Annotated in this window: 15 protein-coding genes; 4 read left to right on the top strand and 11 right to left on the bottom strand. The window is 72.6% G+C overall.

The genetic code is table 11. The annotated features are described in order from the left end of the window. On the top strand, window positions 1-512 hold a 512-nt coding region (locus M1L60_RS20610), incomplete at its 5' end, for a hypothetical protein (RefSeq protein ID WP_253239090.1). A gap of 48 nt (window positions 513-560) precedes the next feature. Next, on the top strand, window positions 561-1,169 hold the full coding sequence (gene lexA / locus M1L60_RS20615; protein WP_253239091.1) for a transcriptional repressor LexA: 609 nt from the start codon (window positions 561-563) through the stop codon (window positions 1,167-1,169). 184 nt (window positions 1,170-1,353) lie between these two features. On the opposite strand, the gene M1L60_RS20620 is transcribed toward lexA, so the two are convergent. The 10 genes from M1L60_RS20620 to M1L60_RS20670 form a co-directional block, all read right to left on the bottom strand. Further along, window positions 1,354-1,740, bottom strand: coding sequence for a hypothetical protein (locus M1L60_RS20620; RefSeq protein WP_253239092.1), 387 nt, complete (start codon window positions 1,738-1,740; stop codon window positions 1,354-1,356). A gap of 144 nt (window positions 1,741-1,884) precedes the next feature. Next, on the bottom strand, window positions 1,885-2,784 hold the full coding sequence (locus M1L60_RS20625; RefSeq protein WP_253239093.1) for an arginase family protein: 900 nt from the start codon (window positions 2,782-2,784) through the stop codon (window positions 1,885-1,887). A gap of 21 nt (window positions 2,785-2,805) precedes the next feature. Further along, on the bottom strand, window positions 2,806-3,480 hold the full coding sequence (locus M1L60_RS20630; RefSeq protein ID WP_253239094.1) for a hypothetical protein: 675 nt from the start codon (window positions 3,478-3,480) through the stop codon (window positions 2,806-2,808). Continuing rightward, complete coding sequence (locus M1L60_RS20635; protein ID WP_253239095.1) at window positions 3,477-4,286, bottom strand: ATP-binding cassette domain-containing protein; 810 nt, start codon at window positions 4,284-4,286, stop codon at window positions 3,477-3,479. The genes M1L60_RS20630 and M1L60_RS20635 overlap by 4 nt, the downstream gene beginning before the upstream one ends. Continuing rightward, the gene (locus M1L60_RS20640; protein WP_253239096.1) at window positions 4,279-4,614 is read right to left on the bottom strand and encodes a PadR family transcriptional regulator; all 336 of its coding nucleotides are present in this window, start codon (window positions 4,612-4,614) and stop codon (window positions 4,279-4,281) included. Before M1L60_RS20640 ends, M1L60_RS20635 begins: the two co-directional genes overlap by 8 nt. 295 nt (window positions 4,615-4,909) lie before the next feature. After that, complete coding sequence (locus M1L60_RS20650) at window positions 4,910-6,625, bottom strand: ABC transporter ATP-binding protein (protein ID WP_253239098.1); 1,716 nt, start codon at window positions 6,623-6,625, stop codon at window positions 4,910-4,912. After that, window positions 6,622-8,262: an ABC transporter ATP-binding protein gene (locus M1L60_RS20655; RefSeq protein ID WP_253239099.1), complete on the bottom strand. Its 1,641-nt coding sequence runs from the start codon at window positions 8,260-8,262 to the stop codon at window positions 6,622-6,624. Before M1L60_RS20655 ends, M1L60_RS20650 begins: the two co-directional genes overlap by 4 nt. Next, a complete protein-coding gene (locus M1L60_RS20660; protein ID WP_253239100.1) occupies window positions 8,259-9,083 on the bottom strand; it encodes an ABC transporter ATP-binding protein in 825 nt (274 codons plus the stop codon). The genes M1L60_RS20655 and M1L60_RS20660 overlap by 4 nt, the downstream gene beginning before the upstream one ends. Further along, window positions 9,080-10,096, bottom strand: a complete 1,017-nt coding sequence (locus M1L60_RS20665; RefSeq protein WP_253239101.1) for a FecCD family ABC transporter permease — start codon at window positions 10,094-10,096, stop codon at window positions 9,080-9,082. Before M1L60_RS20665 ends, M1L60_RS20660 begins: the two co-directional genes overlap by 4 nt. A gap of 5 nt (window positions 10,097-10,101) precedes the next feature. After that, window positions 10,102-11,151 carry a FecCD family ABC transporter permease gene (locus M1L60_RS20670; RefSeq protein WP_253239102.1) on the bottom strand — a complete coding sequence of 350 codons (1,050 nt, stop codon included), beginning with the start codon at window positions 11,149-11,151 and terminating at the stop codon, window positions 10,102-10,104. A gap of 88 nt (window positions 11,152-11,239) precedes the next feature. Here M1L60_RS20670 and M1L60_RS20675 point away from each other — a divergent pair, with 88 nt between their 5' ends. Beyond that, window positions 11,240-12,295, top strand: a complete 1,056-nt coding sequence (locus M1L60_RS20675; RefSeq protein ID WP_253239103.1) for an iron-siderophore ABC transporter substrate-binding protein — start codon at window positions 11,240-11,242, stop codon at window positions 12,293-12,295. Between the two features lie 16 nt (window positions 12,296-12,311). Here M1L60_RS20675 and M1L60_RS20680 read toward each other — a convergent pair whose 3' ends face one another. Continuing rightward, window positions 12,312-13,466: an acyl-CoA dehydrogenase family protein gene (locus M1L60_RS20680; protein WP_253239104.1), complete on the bottom strand. Its 1,155-nt coding sequence runs from the start codon at window positions 13,464-13,466 to the stop codon at window positions 12,312-12,314. 179 nt (window positions 13,467-13,645) lie between these two features. Here M1L60_RS20680 and M1L60_RS20685 point away from each other — a divergent pair, with 179 nt between their 5' ends. Further along, window positions 13,646-18,760 (top strand): SCO7613 C-terminal domain-containing membrane protein, encoded by a 5,115-nt coding sequence (locus M1L60_RS20685; RefSeq protein ID WP_253239105.1) that lies wholly within the window; start codon window positions 13,646-13,648, stop codon window positions 18,758-18,760. Window positions 18,761-18,773: the final 13 nt, after the last annotated feature.

Here is an 18,773-nt window from a genome sequence, read left to right on the forward strand (position 1 = left end):
CGACGCACGGCGAGACCGCACAAAGCGGCGCGACATACGGCGACGCGACATACGGCGCAGCGACGCGCGGCGAGAACACGCACAGCGAGACCACGCACGGTATAGACAGTGGGCCGGCTGAGGACGTGGAGACGACGCGGTCGTTGAGTGCGCCCGACCCGGATCGGACGCAGGCGATCGTCGTACGGGAATTGGCGGCGCCCCTCGATCTGCTGCCGCCGGAGCCGGCCGTTGACCTCGCGGATCATCCGGGGCGGGCGGCGGGGCAGAACACCGCCACGCTCAGCCACACCGGGGACATCGGTGGTGACGAGACCCAGGTGATCCGGCTCGATCCGGACCGTACGCAGGTGATCCGGCCGGGGACGGTCGAGCCGCCGGGTGAGCGGACCGAGATCATGCGGATCCCGGCCAAGGGCAAGGCCACCGTCCCGGCGCGTACCGCCGAGGACGGCACGATCTCCGTCCTGAGGGCCGAGGATGAGATCCCGGCCCAGCGTGAACCCAGTTGACCAGGGCAAAATCGTACAGATGATCGAAGAATGTAGTATCATCCGTCCATGTCTACGGACGGCGTGCCCCTGAGCAAGCGTCAACGGCAGATCCACTCGATGATCCGCGAGTGGATCGACCAGCATGGCTATCCACCGACCATCCGCGAGATCGGCGCCGCCGTCGGGCTCGAGTCGCCGTCGTCGGTGGCCCACCAGCTCAAGGTTCTCGAAGATCGGGGTTACATCCGGCGCGGCGCCCGCGGCTCGCGGGCGATCGATGTGCGCACCCCGGGTGAGCAGGCCAATGTGCCCGTTCCCGTGCTGGGCACGATCGCCGCCGGCACGCCGATCCTGGCCGACGAGCATGTCGACGAAGAGCTGAATCTGCCGTTGAGCCTGGTCGGCCACGGCACGCTGTTCGCCCTGAAGGTCAAGGGTGATTCGATGATCGAGGCGGCGATCTGCGACGGCGACACCGTTGTGGTGCGTCAGCAGCAGGTGGCCGACAACGGCGACATCGTGGCCGCGATGATCGACGGGGAGGCCACCGTCAAGGTCTTCCAGCGCAACGGCGGCCACATCGAACTGCAACCCCGCAACGCGGCGTACGAGATCATCCCGGGCGACGACGCCGTCATCCTCGGCAAAGTGGTGACGGTGCTACGCAGGGTATAAAAACGCGCTCGGGCCGCATCGTGGTTGATGCGGCCCGAGCACCGGGGTGGTTCTTGGTGCGAGATCGAGAGCGTGGACGGAACTCTCGACCCCGCTACCGGTCGATCGGGAAGGCTCCGGCCGCAACGGTTCGGGGCGTCGCGCCCGCGGAGCTTTCCGGGTGTTGCGCTACCGGAACGACCGGTCAGCGACGGTGGTGCCCGCCGTGGTGACCGTGCCCACCGTGACCGCGGCCGCCGCCGTGGCCCCAGTGGCCGCCGCCGCGCCAGTTCTGCTCGACCTCGAGGGCCCACAGGCCGCGCTTGAAGCCGAAGCGAACCCGGTCGCAGTCGTAGTCGTCCCAGCGGTCACGCCACTCACCGATGCGGCCGGCCTGCTCGCAGGCGCCCCGCGTCCGGAAGTAGCCGACGACCCGGTCCCGGTCCCCGTGCTTCTGGACCTTGGTCGTGGTCGCGGGCTTGGCGGCCGGCGCGTCCGCGGCGCCCGCAGCGAGCGCCGGGCCGGCGGCCATGGTCGCGCCCGCCATCAGGCCCAGGCCCATCATGGTGAACATCCGAGCTACCTTGCTCATCTCAACCTCCAAGTGGTTGCTGCCTTACGCCACAGATCGTGGCATATCGGACGCAAAGGACACCGTGAGGCTTATACGTACTTTCGGCTGATCTTGCCTGACCGTTTGTGTTGGCGGTCACATCCCCCGCAGGTGATATGAGCGCTACCGAGCGGCCAGCGCCACGGCCAGTGCGGTGGTGAAGTCGCTCAGCGTCTCGGGGCCCGGGGCATGGTCGGGGTTGATCTCGGTGACGACCACCGCGGCCAGGCGCGGGCTGCGGGCGAAGATCGACACGCTGGTCATCGCCTCGTGCAGCGACAGGCCGATCGGGTCGCCACCGGAGTCGGGAACGTCGGCGATCGGCATGTCGGCGAAGCGCAGCACGTCCACGTCGAAATGCAGGACGAAGGATTCGCCGGAGGCCGCAGCCAGCGCCGATGCCGCGGCCGCATGGGCGTCACGGTGTACGTCGCGGGCCGTGACACGGGTGATGGCCAACTCCCGCAGCAGGTCCAGTTCGACGTCGGGGCCCTCCTCGGGCAGAGCGTCCCCATAGGACACGACGCGGTCCGGCGTGATCGGCGGACCGGCCGCGGCCACCTCGGGCAGGTGGCCGGGCAGCCGCAGCAGGTGGGCCAGGCCCATCGCGTCCAGGTTGCCGTTCGCCCTGGTCGCGGGCGTGAACAGGTCGGGCCCGCCGTCCATGTAGAGCAGGGCCGGATCCCGTGCGGCGCGGGCGAACCCGGCCATCACGCCGACGGTGATGCTGCAGTCGCCGCCCACGACCAGCGGCGTACGGCCCTGGGCCAGAACGACCGCCACGGCCGCTGCCACGTCATCGGCGACGGCGGCCACCGCCGGAGCGTTCTGGCCGTTCTGGTGTTGCGGGTCGGGGCGCCACCGGAAGCCCGGCACGTCACCGTGGTCGTCGACGTCGAGCCCGGCCGCCCGCAGATCGCTGAGCAGCCCGGCCGCCCGCAACGCGGCCGGCCCCTGCTCCACGCCGGGCGTGTGGGCCCCGGCGCTCGACGGAACTCCCAGCACGGACCATTGACGGCTCATGGCCCCATTCTGGCAAGAAGATCACGGCTCCGGGTACCGGGCCAGCCGCAGCCGCCACTGGAAGACGGCCCAAGTGCCGCCGGCACAGATCAGCCAGGTGACGCCCGCGTGGGCCAGCCCGTGGCCCACCATGTCGAGACTGCCCCCGTCCACGGCGTACGTGCCGATCTCGCGGGCCGACCAGAACGGCATCAGCTTGGCCGTGAGACCCGCGGGGTCGGCCAGCATCTGCACCGCCACCACGCTGAACAGGGCCAGCGCGCCCTCGAGCTCGCGGGGCAGCAGCGCGCCGATCAGGCTGCCCAGCGGGGCCGCGACGACGGCCGAGACCAGCATCATCAGCGCGGCCGCCCACGGGTGCAAGACGTCCTGATCGACCCAGGTCAGCGCCCAGTAACCGGCGGCCAGCGCGACGCCGACCCCGGTCATCGCCAGCAGCCGGCCGCCGATGATGCTGAGCACCGACGCGCCGGTGAGGCGCAGCCGCGGATCGACGCTGCGGGAGGCGTTGACGACGAACAGGGTCAGCGTCGAGATCGCCCAGCCGATGCCGAGCGTCAGCATGCGCATGGACTGACCGGTGGCGTCCCGGCGTACCAGGTAGAACCAGAACGGCAGGGCGATCACCAGGGCCAGCGCGGCCCAGCGCCGCCCCACCTCACGGGCCGAGAGCGTGGCCACCACGAGTGTCGTCATCGCTCCCCCAGATCGAGCACGTGGTCGACGTTCTGCAGGTCGTGCAGCAGGTGGGTGACCACCACGACGGCCCGGCCGGCGTCGCGCCAGGCGAAGACCTGCTGCCAGAAGTCCACATAGGTGCCTTGATCGAAGCCCTGGTAGGGCTCGTCGAGCAGCAGCAGATCGGGCGCGTGGAGTTCGCCCAGCACGAGGTTGAGCTTCTGCCGCGTGCCACCGGACATGTGCTGGACGCGCTGGGCCGCCGGCCGCCAGGCCAGGCGGGTGGCCAGGTGGACGCCGGTGGACTGGGCCCGGCCCGGCACCATGCCCGCGGCCGCGCCGAACAGGGTGAAATGCTCCTCGGCGGTCAGCCAGCCCGCGGTCCCGCCGTCCTGCGGCACGAAGCCGACCCGCCTGGTGCGCTTCACGGTGCCGCCGCTGGGCCTGGTCAGGCCGGCACAGATGCGCAGCAGGGTGGACTTGCCGCAGCCGTTGGCGCCGACGATGGCGGCCACCTCGCCGCCGCGCACGGTCAGGTCGACACCGGTGAAAACCGTCTGGCGGCGATAGCGCTTACTGACGCCGGTCAGGCTCAGCAGCACCGGTCCGGCCTCGAATTTCGTACGCGGGGAGGCCGCCACCGGCGCGCTGAGCTCAGCCACCAGATGGCGGGCGTAGAGATGCGCGGGCCCGAACACCTCCCCCGGCGCGGTGGCGGTCTCGGCCGCCTGCTGGGACGTGTCGTCGGCGAGGCGGCGGGCCCGGGCCGGCTGCACACCGAGACGCAACAGCTCGGCCTCGAACGCGGAGGGCCAGTCAGTCATGCGGCACCTCGCTCGCGCTCAACAGCGAGTCGACGCCGTCACGGAACCGCCGCCAGTCGTCGGCCTGCCCGTCGAGCAGCTCGCGACCGGCGTCGGTGATCGCGTAGTACTTGCGGCGGGGCCCGGCCTCGGACGGTGCCCAACTAGGCGTGGCGAGGCCTTGCTCCTCGAGCCGGAGCAGCGCCGGGTACAGCGTGCCCCCGGGCACGTCGGCGACGCCGGCCGACGCGAGCCGCTGCGACAGCCCGTACCCGTAATCGGGTCTCTCCCGCAGCATCGCCAGCAGACAGAGGTCTAGGAAGCCGTGCAGCCACGGCCGTGGAGTCATGGCTAGGCAGGCTACCTGGTTAGTAGACAGGCTGACTACCAGGCTCTGCGGTGAGGACCACACTTGCCTTCACATCGATGTGAATGTTGGAGCCTGGCTGGGTGAACAACACCACGAGCACAGCCCTGGAGTCGATCAAGGTCGATGTCTGGTCCGACATCGCCTGCCCCTGGTGCTACATCGGGAAGAAGAAGTTCGAGGTGACCCCGGCTAACGGTTCTCCACAGCCTCCGGATAGGCATCAAGAGCCTGCGGATTCCGAGTCAGAGCCTCGGCCCGGGTCGCCATCCGATCCCTAGCTACGTTGGCCGGACCAAGCCTGCCACAGGACGGCGTACGGGCCGGGCTCGTCGACCAGGGCCGCGTGCGGCCCGTTCTGAACGACGCGGCCGTTCTCGAGGACGACCACGCGGTCGGCGGTGACGGCCTGGGTCAGGCGGTGGGCGACGATCACGGCGGTCCGGCCCTCGAGGGCGGCCGCGGCCACGCGTTCCAGCAGGCGGGCCCCGGCGCTGCCGGCTTCGGCCGTGGCCTCGTCGAGGATGGCCACCGGCGGGTCGGCCAGGATCAGGCGGGCGAAGGCCAGCTGCTGCGACTGCGCGGCCGTCAACGTGTGGCCGCCCGCGCCGACCTCGGTGTCCAGGCCCTCGGGCAGCTGGGCGGCCCAGTCCAGCGCGTCCACGGCGGCCAGCGCCGCTTCCAGCTCTTGCTCGGTGGCGCCGGGGCGGGCCAGCCGCAGGTCCTCGGCCAGGGGGCCGGCGAAGACGTGGACCTCCTGGGTGATCAGGGCCACCTCGCCGGCCGGGACCGTGACCGTGCCGCGGTCGGGGTCGTGGACGCCGGCTATCACCTTGGCCAGGCTGGTCTTTCCGGCGCCGGTCGAGCCGACCACGGCCACCCGCTCGCCGCGGGCCACGGTCAGGTCCACCTCGTGCAGCACCGGGCGGGCGGGGTCGTAGCCGAACACGAGGCCGCGGACCTCGATGGCCGACGGCGCATCAGACACCGCATGCAAAGAGCGGGCCGGGGTGGTCAGCGAGGCCACGCCGACCAGGCGGTTCAGGCCCGAGGCGGCGGCCTGGGCGTCGTCGACCAGGGCCAGGGCCACGTTGACCGGATTGAACAAGCCGTGGAAGTACAACGCGGCGGCAGTGGCCGTGCCGATGCTGACGGCGTCCCCGCGTACGAGGAAGAAGCCGGTGGCCAGCACGGCCGCGAGACCCGCGAATTCGGCGACGTGGAGCCGGGCGTAGAAGCGGGTCTGCAACGCCACACCCTGGAGCAGCAGGTCGACGGCCTGCTGCGAGCGGGCGGCCACGCGACCGCTGTGTTCGCCGGCGACGCGGAAGGCGCGGATCGTCGGCGCGCCGTCGATGGTGGCCAGCAGATGGTGCTGCTGGGCGCCGACGGCCACCCGCTGCTTGGCATAGAGCGGCACGGCCCGGCGCGCGTACCAGCGGACCGTGTACGCCTGCACCGGCACCGCGATCAGCGCCGCCACCAGGAAGCGCCAGTCGAGCACGGCCAGGCCACCGAGGGTCAGCACGATGGTCAGCAGGGCGCGGGTGAACTCGGGCAGCGCGGTGCGGGCGGCCTCGGCCACCACTGACACGTCGTTGGTGACGCGGGACGTGAGGTCGCCCGCGCCCGCCTTCTCGACCTGTTCCAGCGGCAGCCGCAACGCCGATTCGACGAACCGTTCGCGCAGGCGGGCCAGGGTGTCCTCGCCGACCTGGGCCAGCAGGGCGACGCCGAGGCCGGCCAGGGCCGCTTCGAGCAGGGCGGCGGCGACCAGGCCGACGCCGGCCAGCACGAAGTCGCCGGTGCTGCCGCCGCGGGTCGCGAGGTCGACGATGTGGCCGAGCAGCGGGGGCGCGACCAGGCCGGCGATCGTGCCCGCGACCAGCAGCGTGAGCGCGCCGGCGAGCCGGGCCCGCTGCGGGCGGAGGAAACCGAGGACGACCGAGCGCGTACGGGCTCCGGTCGCGATCGGGAGCAGGGTGGTCGTCATGCCAGCACCGTCTCCCGGTACGTCGCGTCGGCCGCGGCCAGGTCGCCGTGCGTGCCGTCGGCGCGGACCGCGCCCTCGTGCAGGAACACCACCCGGTCGGTGACCGCGAGCAGGGCCGGGCTGGTGGTGACCAGGATCGTCGTGCGTCCGTCGCGCATCGCGCGCAGCCGGGTGGCGATCCGGGCCTCGGTCACGGCGTCGACGGCCGTGGTCGGGTCGTGCAGCACGAGCACCGGCGCCTCGGTGGCCAGGGCCCGGGCCAGCGCGATCCGCTGCCGCTGGCCGCCGGACAGGGTGCGGGCGCCGTCGCCCAGCACCGCGTCGAGGCCGTCGGGCAGGGTGCGGGCCACCTCGTCGGCGTCGGCCGCGGCCATCGCGGCGTCGACCGTGCCCGGGTCGGCCCGGTCGAGCGAGACGGCCGCGCGCAGGGTGCCGTCGAACAGGTCGGTGTGGTGCTCGACGGCCAGGACGGCGGCGCGCAGGTCTTCCGGTTCGAGCGCGGCCAGCGTCACGCCGTCGAGTTCGACCACGCCGTCGGCCGGGTCGGACGACCGGCCGAGCAACTGCAGCAGTTCGGCCGCGGCGGCCGCGTCGGTGGCGACGATCCCGACGGTTTCGCCGGGGGCGATTTTGACGGTCACATCCCGTACGCGCAGATCGATCTGGCCTTTGACCGGAGTGACCGGAACGGCATCACCGCCGGTGACCGCCACCGGCGCCGACAGCACCGCCTCGATGCGCCGGGACGACGCGCGGGCCTGGGCGAAGTCGGCGCCGACCCAGCCGAAGGTCGACAGTGGACCGACCAGGAACTGCGCGAGCCCGACGGACGAGATCAGCTGGCCCACGGTGATGTCGCCGCGCACGGCCAGGATGCCGCCGACGACAGCTATCACGGCCAGGAAGAGTCCACTGACGGTGAGAACCACGCCTTGGTAGGCCGCCTCGGTGCGGGCGGCCCGCACGGTGGCCGTCAGCGCGACCTGACTGCGCTGCCGGTAACGGGAGACCGCGGCCTCCTCGGCCCGCAGGCCCTTGACCACACGCAGCCCCTCGACCAGGTCGGCCGCGACCCCGGAGGCCTCGGCCGCGTGTTCCTGCTCGGTCTCGCTGCGCTCCTCCAGCGGCTGGCCGATGCGCTGGCCCAGCCACATCAGCGGCGGCAGGCCGAGCAGCACCAGCAGGCCGAGCGGGATCGAGATCCAGAGCAGCAGCACGGCGGTGAAGACGACGGCGACCACGGCCGCGGTGCCGTAGACGATGGCCACCGCGACCCCACCGACCCGGGCCGTGTCGCTGGTGGCGATCGAGACCAGGGCGCCGGGCAGCCGGCCCTCCTCGGCCCCGCCGCGGTTGTGCAGCACCCGGCGGGTCACTTGCAGGCGCAGGTCGTGGGCGGCCTGTTCGGAGGCGCGGGCGCCGGCCCGCGCGCCGTAACGGAAGCTGTAGCTGAGTCCGATGTAGACGCCGCCGAGCACGCCGAGCCACAGGAACAGGTCGCCGACACCGCCGTCGACCGCGCGGTCGATGATGACGCCGATCAGGAACGGGACGGACACCTCGCCCGCCTGGTGCAGGGTGGCCAGCAGCGCGCCGGTGCCGATCAGGCGACGCTGCCTCGTGAGCGCTGCCTTCACGCGCGGGCTGCTTCCGGCGTACGGGAACCGCGCCGGCGCTGCCGGTCGGCCGGAACCACCATCGGGGTTCCGGTCTCGGGGTCGTCGATGACCCGGCACGGCATCGCGAAGACGTCCTCGACGCACTGGGCCGTCATCACCTCGGCCGGCGGGCCCTGGGCCACGACCTCACCGGCTTTCATCACGATGAGCTCGGTCGCATAACGGCAGGCGTGATTGAGGTCGTGCAGCACGGCTACGATCGTGCGGCCCTGCTCGTGCAGTTCGGCACAAAGGTCGAGCACCTCGAACTGGTGCGACAGGTCGAGGAACGTGGTCGGCTCGTCGAGCAGCAGGATCGGCGTCTGCTGGGCCAGGGCCATGGCCAGCCAGACCCGCTGCCGCTGACCGCCGGAGAGCTCGTCGACGAACCGGTCGGCCAGGTCGGCCACCTCGGTCAGCCGCATCGCCTCGGTCACCGCGACCTCGTCCTCGGGCGACCACTGCCGCAGCAGGCGCTGGTGGGCGAAGCGGCCGCGGGCGACCAGTTCCTCGACCACGATGCCGCCGGGCACGATCGGCGACTGCGGCAGCATGCCCAGCTGCTTCGCGACCTGCTTGGACGGGTACGAGGCGATCGCCTGCCCGTCCAGCCAGACCGCCCCGGCCTGCGGCTTGAGCACCCGCGCGAGGGCCTTGAGCAGTGTCGACTTGCCGCACGCGTTGGGGCCGACGATGACCGTGAACGAGCCATCGGTGATCCCGACGTCGAGTTTCTCGGCCACGACCCGCTTGTCGTAGGCGAGTGTCAGGTCCTCGGCCCGCAGGCGGGGATCGGTCATCGTCTCGCTCCTCGTTCGCGGAACAGCAACCAGGTCAGATAGACGCCGCCGAGCGCCGCGGTGATCACGCCGACCGGGATGTCGTTGCCGGGCAGGGCGTTCTGCGCGGCCCAGTCGCCGGCCGACAGCAGCATCGCGCCCATCATGGCCGCGGGCAGGATGCCGGCGTTGGGCGAACGGCTCAACCGGGCGGCCAGCGGCGGCGCGGCCAGGGCCACGAAGGCGATCGGGCCGGCGGCGGCGGTCGCCCCGGCCGACAGCCCGACGGCGGCCAGGGCCAGGATGGCCCGGCTGCGCTCGACCGGAACCCCCTGCAGGACGGCCATCTCGTCGCCCAGGGCCAGCAGCTTGAGGTGCCGTCCGAAGTAGACGACAGTGGGCAGCAGCAGGACCACGGTGACGCCGGCGATGATCACCTCGGTCCAGCCCCGGCCGTTCACGCTGCCGATCAGCCACACCTGCGCGGCGATGGCCTCGTTGAGGCGGGCGCGATAGATCAGGTACGAGTTCAGGGCCTCGAGCAGCGCCGAGACGCCGATTCCCATGAGTACGAGCCGGAACGGCTGCACACCGCGGCGGAACGCCAGCAGATAAATGACCACGGCGGTGATCACACAGCCGACGATCGCGCCCACGCCGACCTGCGCCCCGCCGCCGCCGGCGATGAGCATCACGATGAGCGCGCCGCTGGCCGCGCCGGTGGTCAGGCCGATGAAGTCGGGGCTGCCGAGCGGGTTGCGGGTGAGGCTCTGGAACACCGCTCCGCTCGCGCCCAGGGCCGCGCCGACCAGCAGGGTGACCAGCACTCGGGGCAGGCGCAGCTCGTAGACGATGAAGTCGGTGCCGGCGTCGCCTTTACCGGCCAGGCTCTTCAACACGTCGGCCACCGGCACCGGGAAGTCGCCCGTGGTCAGGTTGACCAGCGCGACGGCGAGCGCGGCGGCGAGCAGCAGCACGCCGACGATCAGGGCGCGCGGGTAGATCCGCACCGAGAGGCCGGCGCCTCGGACCACTGTCCTCACAGTGAACTCAACCGGCGTCGGCGGCACAGCGCGATGAACAACGGCGCGCCCAGGAAAGCGGTGACCACGCCGACCGGGAGCTCGGCCGGGGTCACCAGCACCCGGCCCAGCACGTCGGCCCCCAGGATCAGGGCGGGACCGATGATCACGGCATAGGCCAGGATCCAGCGGTAGTCGGAGCCGACGATCATGCGGGCCGCGTACGGCACGGCCAGCCCGAGGAACCAGATCGGACCGGCGGCGGCCGTGGCGGCCCCGCACAGCAGGGTCACGGCCAGCAGGCCGAGGGCCCGGATGCGTACGGGATGGGCCCCGACCGCGGTGGCCGAGTCGTCGCCCAGGCTGAGCGCGTTGAGCTGCCGCCCCAGGATCAGCGCGAGCACGATGCCGACCGCGAGGAAGGGCAGGATCCGCAGGACAGTGCCCGAGTCGCGGTCGGAGAACGAGCCGACGTCCCAGTGCCGGTAGCGGTCGAACGCCTCACGGCGCAGCACCAGGATCACCCAGACGAACGCGCCGAGCACCGCCGTGATCGAGACCCCGGCCAGAATCTGCCGCTCGGGGGTCGGATGCCGCCCGGCCCCGCCCAGCGCGAAGACGGCGGCCGAGGTGAGCGCGGCCCCGAGGAAGGCGAACCAGACGTAGCCGGAGGCGGTGGTCACACCGAGGAAAGCGATCGCGACGACCACGAGGGTCGAGGCGCCCATGTTCACGCCGAGCAGCCCCGGTTCGGCCAAGGGGTTGCGGGTGAGCGCCTGCATGACCGTGCCGGCCAGCCCCAGCGCGGCGCCGACCCCGAGCCCGAGCAGCGTCCGGGGTAGACGCAGGTCATGGACGATGGCCGATTCCGGCGAGTTGTCGGGGTGCCACAGCACCTGCCACACCGTCGACAGCTCGATCGTGCGGCTGCCGATCGCGATGCTCACAGCTATCACGACAAATAGGACAGCCAGGGCCGCCACGAAGCCGATCCAGCGCCGCTTCGCCCGATTCTGGTGCGCGCTGGAGGGCGGGGCCGCAATGACGGCGGTCAACGTGGGCTCCATGGGTTCTGCGTTTAGGTGAGGCTAACCTACACTCGCGGTCGAGGTCACCCGTCCCGGGGCCCTCGCGTTTTTCAGAAGGGAACAGCCCGTGCGGCTCATCAATATCCGGCGGACTGCCACTGTGGCGGCGGCCGGGCTCCTCCTCGCGCTGACCGCGTGCGGACCGAACAGCGAGAACGACGAGCCGGCCACCGCCGGCAGCGCCTCGGCCGGCGTCGACGCCGCCGCCTTCCCCGTGTCCATCGCCCACAAGTTCGGCACGGCCGAGATCAAGGCCGAGCCCAAGCGGATCGTCACCGTCGGCCTGGTCGAGCAGGACGCCCTGCTCGCGCTGGGTGTCGTCCCGGTCGCGACCACCGAGTGGTTCGGCGAGAAGCCGGGCGCGATCTGGCCCTGGGCCACCGCCGCGCTGGGCTCGGCCGAGAAGCCGCAGGTGCTGACGTTCACCGACGGCATCCAGTTCGAGAAGGTCGCGGCGCTCAAGCCCGACCTCATCCTGGCCGTCTACTCCGGTCTGACCACCGAGGACTACGCCAAGCTGTCGAAGATGGCGCCGACCGTGGCCCAGCCCAAGGACCAGGTCGACTACGGCGTGAGCTGGCAGGAGTTGACCCGTACGGTCGGCGAGTCGGTCGGCCGCAAGGCGCAGGCCGAGAAGCTGGTCACCGACACCGAGGCCCTGTTCACCAAGGTCAAGGCGGACCACCCCGAGTTCGCGGGCAAGACCGGTCTGATGGCCACCACGTACGAGGGCTACTGGGTCTACGGCACGCAAGACCCCCGCGGACGCCTGCTCACCGACCTCGGCTTCACGCTGCCGGCCGGCCTCGACGAGATCACCGGCAAGGAGTTCGGCGCCAACCTGTCCAAGGAGCGCACCGACCTGCTCGACGTCGACATGCTGGTCTGGATCGTCGACAAGCACGACGCCGACAAGGCGAAGGTGCAGGCCGACCCGCTCTACAGCAAGCTGAAGGTCAAGACCGAGGCCCGCGACCTCTACGTCGAGAACCTCGAGCAGGTCGGCGCGGCCACCTCGTTCATCTCGGTGCTGAGCCTGCCCTACCTGCTCGACAAGCTGGTGCCCCAGATCGCCGCCGCCGTCGACGGCGACCCGGCCACCGCGGTCGTCCGCGCTTCCTGAGAAACGCTGTGGCCCGTCAGTCCTTGAGCAGCTGGCGGGCCATGACGACACGCTGCACCTGGTTGGTGCCCTCGTAGATCTGGGTGATCTTGGCGTCGCGCATCATGCGCTCGACCGGGTAGTCACGGGTGTAGCCGTACCCACCCAGCAGCTGGACGGCGTCGGTGGTGATCTCCATCGCGGCGTCGGAGGCGAAGCACTTGGCGGCGGCGCCGAAGTAGGTCAGGTCGGCGTCGCCGCGCTCGCTCTTGCCGGCCGCGACGTAGGTGAGCTGCCGCGCCGCCTCGAGCTTCATGCCCATGTCGGCCAGCATGAACTGAACGCCTTGGAAGTCGGCCACCGGCTTGCCGAACTGCTTGCGCTCCTTCACATAGCCCTTCGCGAAGTCGAGCGCGCCCTGGGCGATGCCCAGCGCCTGGGCCGCGATCGTGACGCGGGTGTGGTCGAGCGTCTTCATCGCCGTCGCGAAGCCGGTGCCCTCGTCGCCGATCATGCGGTCGGCCGGGATGCGGACGTTGTCGAAGTAGACCTCGCGGGTCGGCGAGCCCTTGATGCCGAGCTTCTTCTCGGGCGCGCCGAAGCTGACCCCGGCGTCGGACTTCTCGACCACGAAGGCCGAGATGCCCTTGGAGCGCTTGGTCGGGTCGGTGACCGCGAAGACCGTGTAGTACTCCGAAACGCCCGCGTTGGTGATCCAGCGCTTGACGCCGTTGAGCACCCAGTGATCACCGTCACGTACGGCCTTGGTCGTCATCGACGCCGCGTCCGAACCGGCCTCGGGCTCGGACAGGCAGTACGAGAACATGGCCTCACCCGAGGCGACCTTGGGCAGGTACTTCCGCTTCAGCTCTTCCGAGGCGGCGATCAGCAGCGGCATCGTGCCCAGCTTGTTGACCGCGGGGATCAGCGAGGACGAGCCGCAGGCGCGGGCCACCTCCTCGATCACGATGGCGGTGGCCAGGGCGTCGGCGCCGGCCCCGCCGTACTCGACCGGGATGTGCGGCGCGTGGAAATCACTGCTGCGCAGGGCGTCGTACGAAGCCTTGGGGAATTCCCCGGTCTCGTCGGCCTCGGCCGCATTCGGCGCCACCCGCGCGTCGCACACCTCGCGCACCGCGGCGCGGATGGTCTCGTGGTCCTCCGGCAGCTGGTAGACGTCGAACTCGCTCATAGCCTGGCCCCTTCACTCCAACAGTCCCGCCGCTATGTTACTGGCGCGTAGCGTACGCCGACCAGAGGCTGAGCGGCCGCGGGCGTTTTCTATAGATGTCGGCCCCCGTGAGCCTGTTCTAATGAGGTGTCGGACCGGCATGCTCTAGGCAAGGCGTGGCGGCAGGTCGAGGAGGTTCCGTGGCGCAGGCTGAACAGCCCGACAGCTACGACGATGAGCTGTCCCGCATCGAGGCCTCGATCGCGGACCTCAAGATCCGTGACATGGCCGCGGCCAAGGAGCGCACGCAGATCGCCGCCAAGATCCAGGCGGCGCAGTTCCAGCGCGACATCCTGGCCCACGCCAACACCAAGAAAAAGGCCACCAAACCCACCAAGAGCCGTCGCGTACGCCGTCGCGAGCCCGACGAGTTCCCGCCGCCGCCCCCGCCGACCGGCGGCCCCGCCGAAGAGCCGCCACCGCCCCCACCGCCCTCTTCGAAGCGCACCGGGCCGCGACCCGACTGGGCGCCACCCGGGTCGGCCCACACCGGCCCGCCCGGGGTCGCCACCGACGGCGTGACCATGCTCGTCGACGACCCGCCGCCGACCGAGCGGGTCGCCCCGCCGCCGCGCCGCTCGGCCGGGTTCACCGGGGCCGAGCACCACCCGCCCGAGGCGTCCTCCCAGTCGGTGCAGAACATCCTGCTCGCGCTGGGCGCCCTGCTCATCGGCGTGGCCGCGGTGGTCTTCGCCGGGGTCGCGGTCAGCAACCCGTTCGCCCGGGCCCTGATCCTGGCCCTGGCCACCACGACCGCCCTGGTCGCCGCGCCCGGCATCGCCCGGCGCGGCCTCAGCTCGACCGGCGAGACCGTGGCCTGGGTCGGCCTCATCCTTCTTCCGCTCACCCTGTTCGCCCTGCACGGCAGCGAGCTGACCGGCGGCGCGAGCGTGCCCGTCCCGCTCTATCTGGGCATCACCTTCGCCATCACGGCGGTGGCCAGCTTCGCGTACGCCGGGGCCACCCGCCTCGCCGCGCCGCGTTACGCCACCGTCGTGGCCGCGCAGCCGGTGCCACTGCTGCTGGCCGAGCCGATGATCCAGAGCCCGGCCGGCTGGGGCATGGCGCTGACCGTGGTCGCCGTGCTCGACCTGCTGCTGCTGACCACCGTCATCCGCCGGGGCCGGCTGGTGCCGCAGTGGCCGTGGGGCCGCCCGGTGGCCGCCGACCGCGAGCACCAGGATCCGGTGCTGCTGGCCGAGGACGCCCCGGAGCGCCCGGAATCGGCCCGCGAGGAGCCCGACCTCATCCTGCACGGCACCACCGAACGACGGCGCAAGGGCTGGTTGCGCACCCGCATCTTCCCCGGCCCGCGCCCGGCCGGCGCCCCCGCCGCCGGTTCGGTCCCGATCGCGCCCCCGGCCGCCCCGCCGTCGGCCGATTGGCTGCGCGAGCTGACGTTCGCGCTGCTGTGCGTGGCCAGCGCGGGCGCCCTGCTCTATTCGTCGGTGGCGTTGCTGCAGGCCCGGGTGCTGCCCGACGCGCTGCGGTCCGGGCTGGTGCTGGTGCTGGCCGCGCTCACCGCGTTCGCCGCGGCCTGGCTGCTCGACAACCTGACCGCCCGCAACATCGCCGGCGCCGTGCTGGCCCTGTCCGTGATCGGCGCGACGGCCCGCATCGCCGACGTCGTGTCGCCACCCTGGACGCTGGCCGTGGCGGCCGCCGCGATCGCGGTCACCGGCGCCGTCGTGACCCTGGTGCCGCCCGAGGTGCGCCGGGGCCCGCAGATCGCCTCGGCCGTCGCGCTCGCCCTGATCAGCCTGATCCTGGTGCTCGACTGCCTGCGCGCCGCCTTCCTGCCGCTGCAGGCGGCCCGGCCCGTCTGGCACGCCGACCCGGCGGTCTACACCCAGCGGATGGCCGAGGCCGCCGGCGACCTGGGCTGGCTGCTGGCCTTCAGCGCGCTGCTGGTCACGATCGCCGCCGCGCTCGCCCTGCCGCCCAGCGTGCGGCACGAGGGCGCGGTCGCCGGCATCGCGCTGACCGCCCTGGCCGTGCCCGCCTCGCTCGGCCTGGGCTGGTCCGGGGCGCCGTGGCCGCTGGTCATCGCCGCCGTCGGCATCGGCGCCGCCGGGCTGGCCGCCACCACCCGCCGCATCGCGATCGTGCACGTGGCCGCGGCCGGTGTGGTCGGCCTGTTCGGGGCGGGCGCCGCGCTGGGCGCGGCCTGGCTGACCGCCGCCGTGCTGACCGCGATCGCCGGGGCCGGCGTGATGATCGCCGTGGCCGCCCGGCAGATCCCCATCCGTCTCTACGCCTGGCTGGTCGGCGACTGGGCGTCCGGCGCGGCCGCGCTGGCCCTGCCCGGCGCCGTGGTGACGGCCGCGCTCGCCGTCGCCGACCAGGGCCAGGGCCCACCGGCCACCGAGGCGGTCACCGTGCCCGCGCTGGCCGTCGGCTTCCTGGCCGTGGCGGCCACGCTCAGCTACGCCGCGGTGTTCCAGGTGGCCCGGCGCGACATCAGCCTGCCGCTGACCGTCGGCACCGGCCTGGGCGCCATCGCCCTGGCGTTGGCCGCTCTGCTCGCCCCGGGGGCCACTGCGCCCGACGTCTGGGTCGGCGCGCTGCTGCTGGTCGCGGCCGGGCTGCTGTTCTTCTCGAAATCGATCGACAACGGGCGCCGCAGCGACCGGGTGCTCGACGGTCCCGACATCGCCGCCGCGGCCGCCACCGTCGCGATCTGCGGCGCGCTGGCCCGCGTGTTCGCGCTCGCCTTCCCGGCGGCCCCGCTGGCCGTGGCCGGTGTGGTGGTGCTCATCGTGGCGCTCGGCGTGGCCGTGCTGCCCGAGGAGTGGAGCCGCGGCCCCAACCGCGGCCTGGCCGTGGCCGGCGTGGTCGTCGGCGCGATCGCCGGTTACCTGGCCCTGGCCGGCGCGATCCGCATGCTGGGCGTCTCGGCCGACCTGTGGGACGCCGACCTGAGCCGCTTCCCGGCGCCCGCTCCGGGGGCCTGGCAGGCGCCGTTCGCCCTGGTCGTGGTGTCGATCGCGGCGGCCCTGGCGGCCCCGCGCCCGTGGTCGCACCTGTTCTCGGCCATCGCCGGGGCGGCGGCCGCGATCGGCGCGCCGTTCGCGCTCGGACTGCCCTGGTGGTCGCCCCTGCTGATCGGGGGTGCGGTCGCCATTGCGTACGCGATGGCCGCCGTCGCCGCCCTCGAGCCCGCCGCCGCGCTGTGCCGGGCCGGCGCGGCCGCCGCCGTCCTGCTCCACGCTGTCCTGTCGTCGTTGGCCCGGCCCTGGTCGACCGCACTGGCCCTGCTGCTCGTGGTGATGATCGGCGCACTGACCGCGGTCATGGCCCGTACGCCGGTGGCCACCATCGAAAGCCCGCCGCCCGGCACTCCCCTGCCCCTGCCCGGCCGGTTCTGGTCGCCGTCGACCGTCTCCGAGGCCGACCTGGCCCGCGACGACACCGGCATGCCCCGCCACCGGGCCCAGATCGGCGGGGCCGCCACCGGCGCGATCATGCTGGCCCTGCCCGGCGTGCTGGCCTCGGTCGCGGCCGACCAGGGGCACGGGGCCCAGGTGTTGCTGACGGCCGCGCTCGCCGCGTCCAGCCTCAGCCTGGCCCTGCTCGCGCTGACCGGCCGCTACATCGCCCAGTTCCTGCCATGGGCCACGGTCGGCCTGGTCCTCGGCGCGACCATCACCGCCTTCGCGTCCATTCCCACCCCGTACCCGACCGCCCTCTACGCGGCCGCCGCGGCCCTGCTCGGCGTGCTGGCCGAGCTGCTGCGCGGCTCGATCCCCGCGCCCGGCATCACGCTGGCCCGCGAGGGCGTGTTCACCGGGGCCGGCCGCTACCCGGTCCGCCGCTGGACCACGGCCCGCCCACTGGGCCTGACCGGCCGCTGGCTGGTCGACCCGGCCACCAGCGCGGTCGTCCTGGCCCTGGTGCCGACGATCCTGGCCCTGTTCTCGATCGCCCCCGCGCTCAAGGCGGCGCTGGTCGACCCGCTGGGTCAGCTCTCGCGCATCTGGGACGGCCCGATCGCGGCGCTGGCCCAGCCCTCGTCGGGCAATGTCGACGGCACCAGCGTCCTCGCGATCGTGCTGCTCACCGGGGCGGCCGCGCTGGCCGCGGTCGGTTTCGGGGGCAAGGCGTCCGAGGCCGTGCCGGTGATCCTGCCCGGCCTGGCCATCACCATCCTGATCGCCCCGATCGCTCTGCACGCGTCCTACCCGACGGCCACCACGGCCGCCCTGGTCGTGTTCACGATCTCGATGCTCGGCCTGGCCCTGACCCCGCCGCCGGCCGGCCGCCGCTCGTCGCTGCTCGGCACGACCCGCACGATCGTCTTCGTGATCGGGCTGCTGGCCGGCAACGCGGGCCTGGCCGGCAGCCTCGCCCAGCAGCGGCTCACGCTGTTCACGCTGGGCAGCGCGATCCTGGTCGGGCTGGTCGCCGCGCTCGGCGGCCGCAGCCGCTTCGCCCGCATCCTGGGCTGGATCTTCGCCGCCGTGATGGGCCAGTTCTTCGTGCTGACCGCGGCCATCGCGGCCGGGGTCGAGCGTCCCTGGGCCGCGTTCGGGGTGCTGGCCGTCGGGGCCGCGCTGCTGATCCTCGAGGCCACGGTGCCCCGCCTCGGCCTGCCGCAATACCGCGCCGAGGCGTCCACTGTCGAATGGAGCGGCTACGCGTCGGCGCTGCTGGCCGGCGTGATGGCGTTCGACTCCCCCGCCCACCTGGCCGCGATGCTGGCCGCCTGGGGCGCCGTCCTCGGGCTGGCCGCGGCCCGTCTCGGCCGCCCGGCCAGCCAGCGGCGGGCGCTGTTCTGGACGGCGGTCGCCTTCGAGATCGTCGGCGTGTGGCTGTTCGTGGCGCTGGCCGACGTCGCGCTGCCCGAGGCGTACACGTTGCCGTTCGCCGCGCTGGCCCTGCTGGTCGGGGTCATCGAGTCGCGCGACCGCCCCGATCTGAGCAGTTGGGCCGCGTACGGTCCGGCCCTGCTGGCCGCGTTCGTGCCGACGATCGGCATCGTGCTGGCCGGCAACGGTGGCGAGCTGCGCGAGGTGCTGTTGTTGCTGGCCGCGGTGGCCACCCTGATCGTCGGTTCACGCAACCGCCAGCAGGCCCCGGTCGTCGTGGGCGCGGTGGCCACGATCTTCGCCGCCATCCACTTCGCCAGCACGCTGGTCGGCCCGTGGCTGGTGCTGGTGCCGCTCGGCGTGATCCTGCTCTGGGTCGGCGCCACCAACGAGAACCGCCGCCGCACCCGCGAAGGGTTGCGCGGGCGCCTGGCCGAGATGCGGTAGCGACACCGCGGCG

This window comes from Paractinoplanes aksuensis (assembly GCF_024137025.1).
Classification (GTDB): domain Bacteria; phylum Actinomycetota; class Actinomycetes; order Mycobacteriales; family Micromonosporaceae; genus Actinoplanes; species Actinoplanes aksuensis.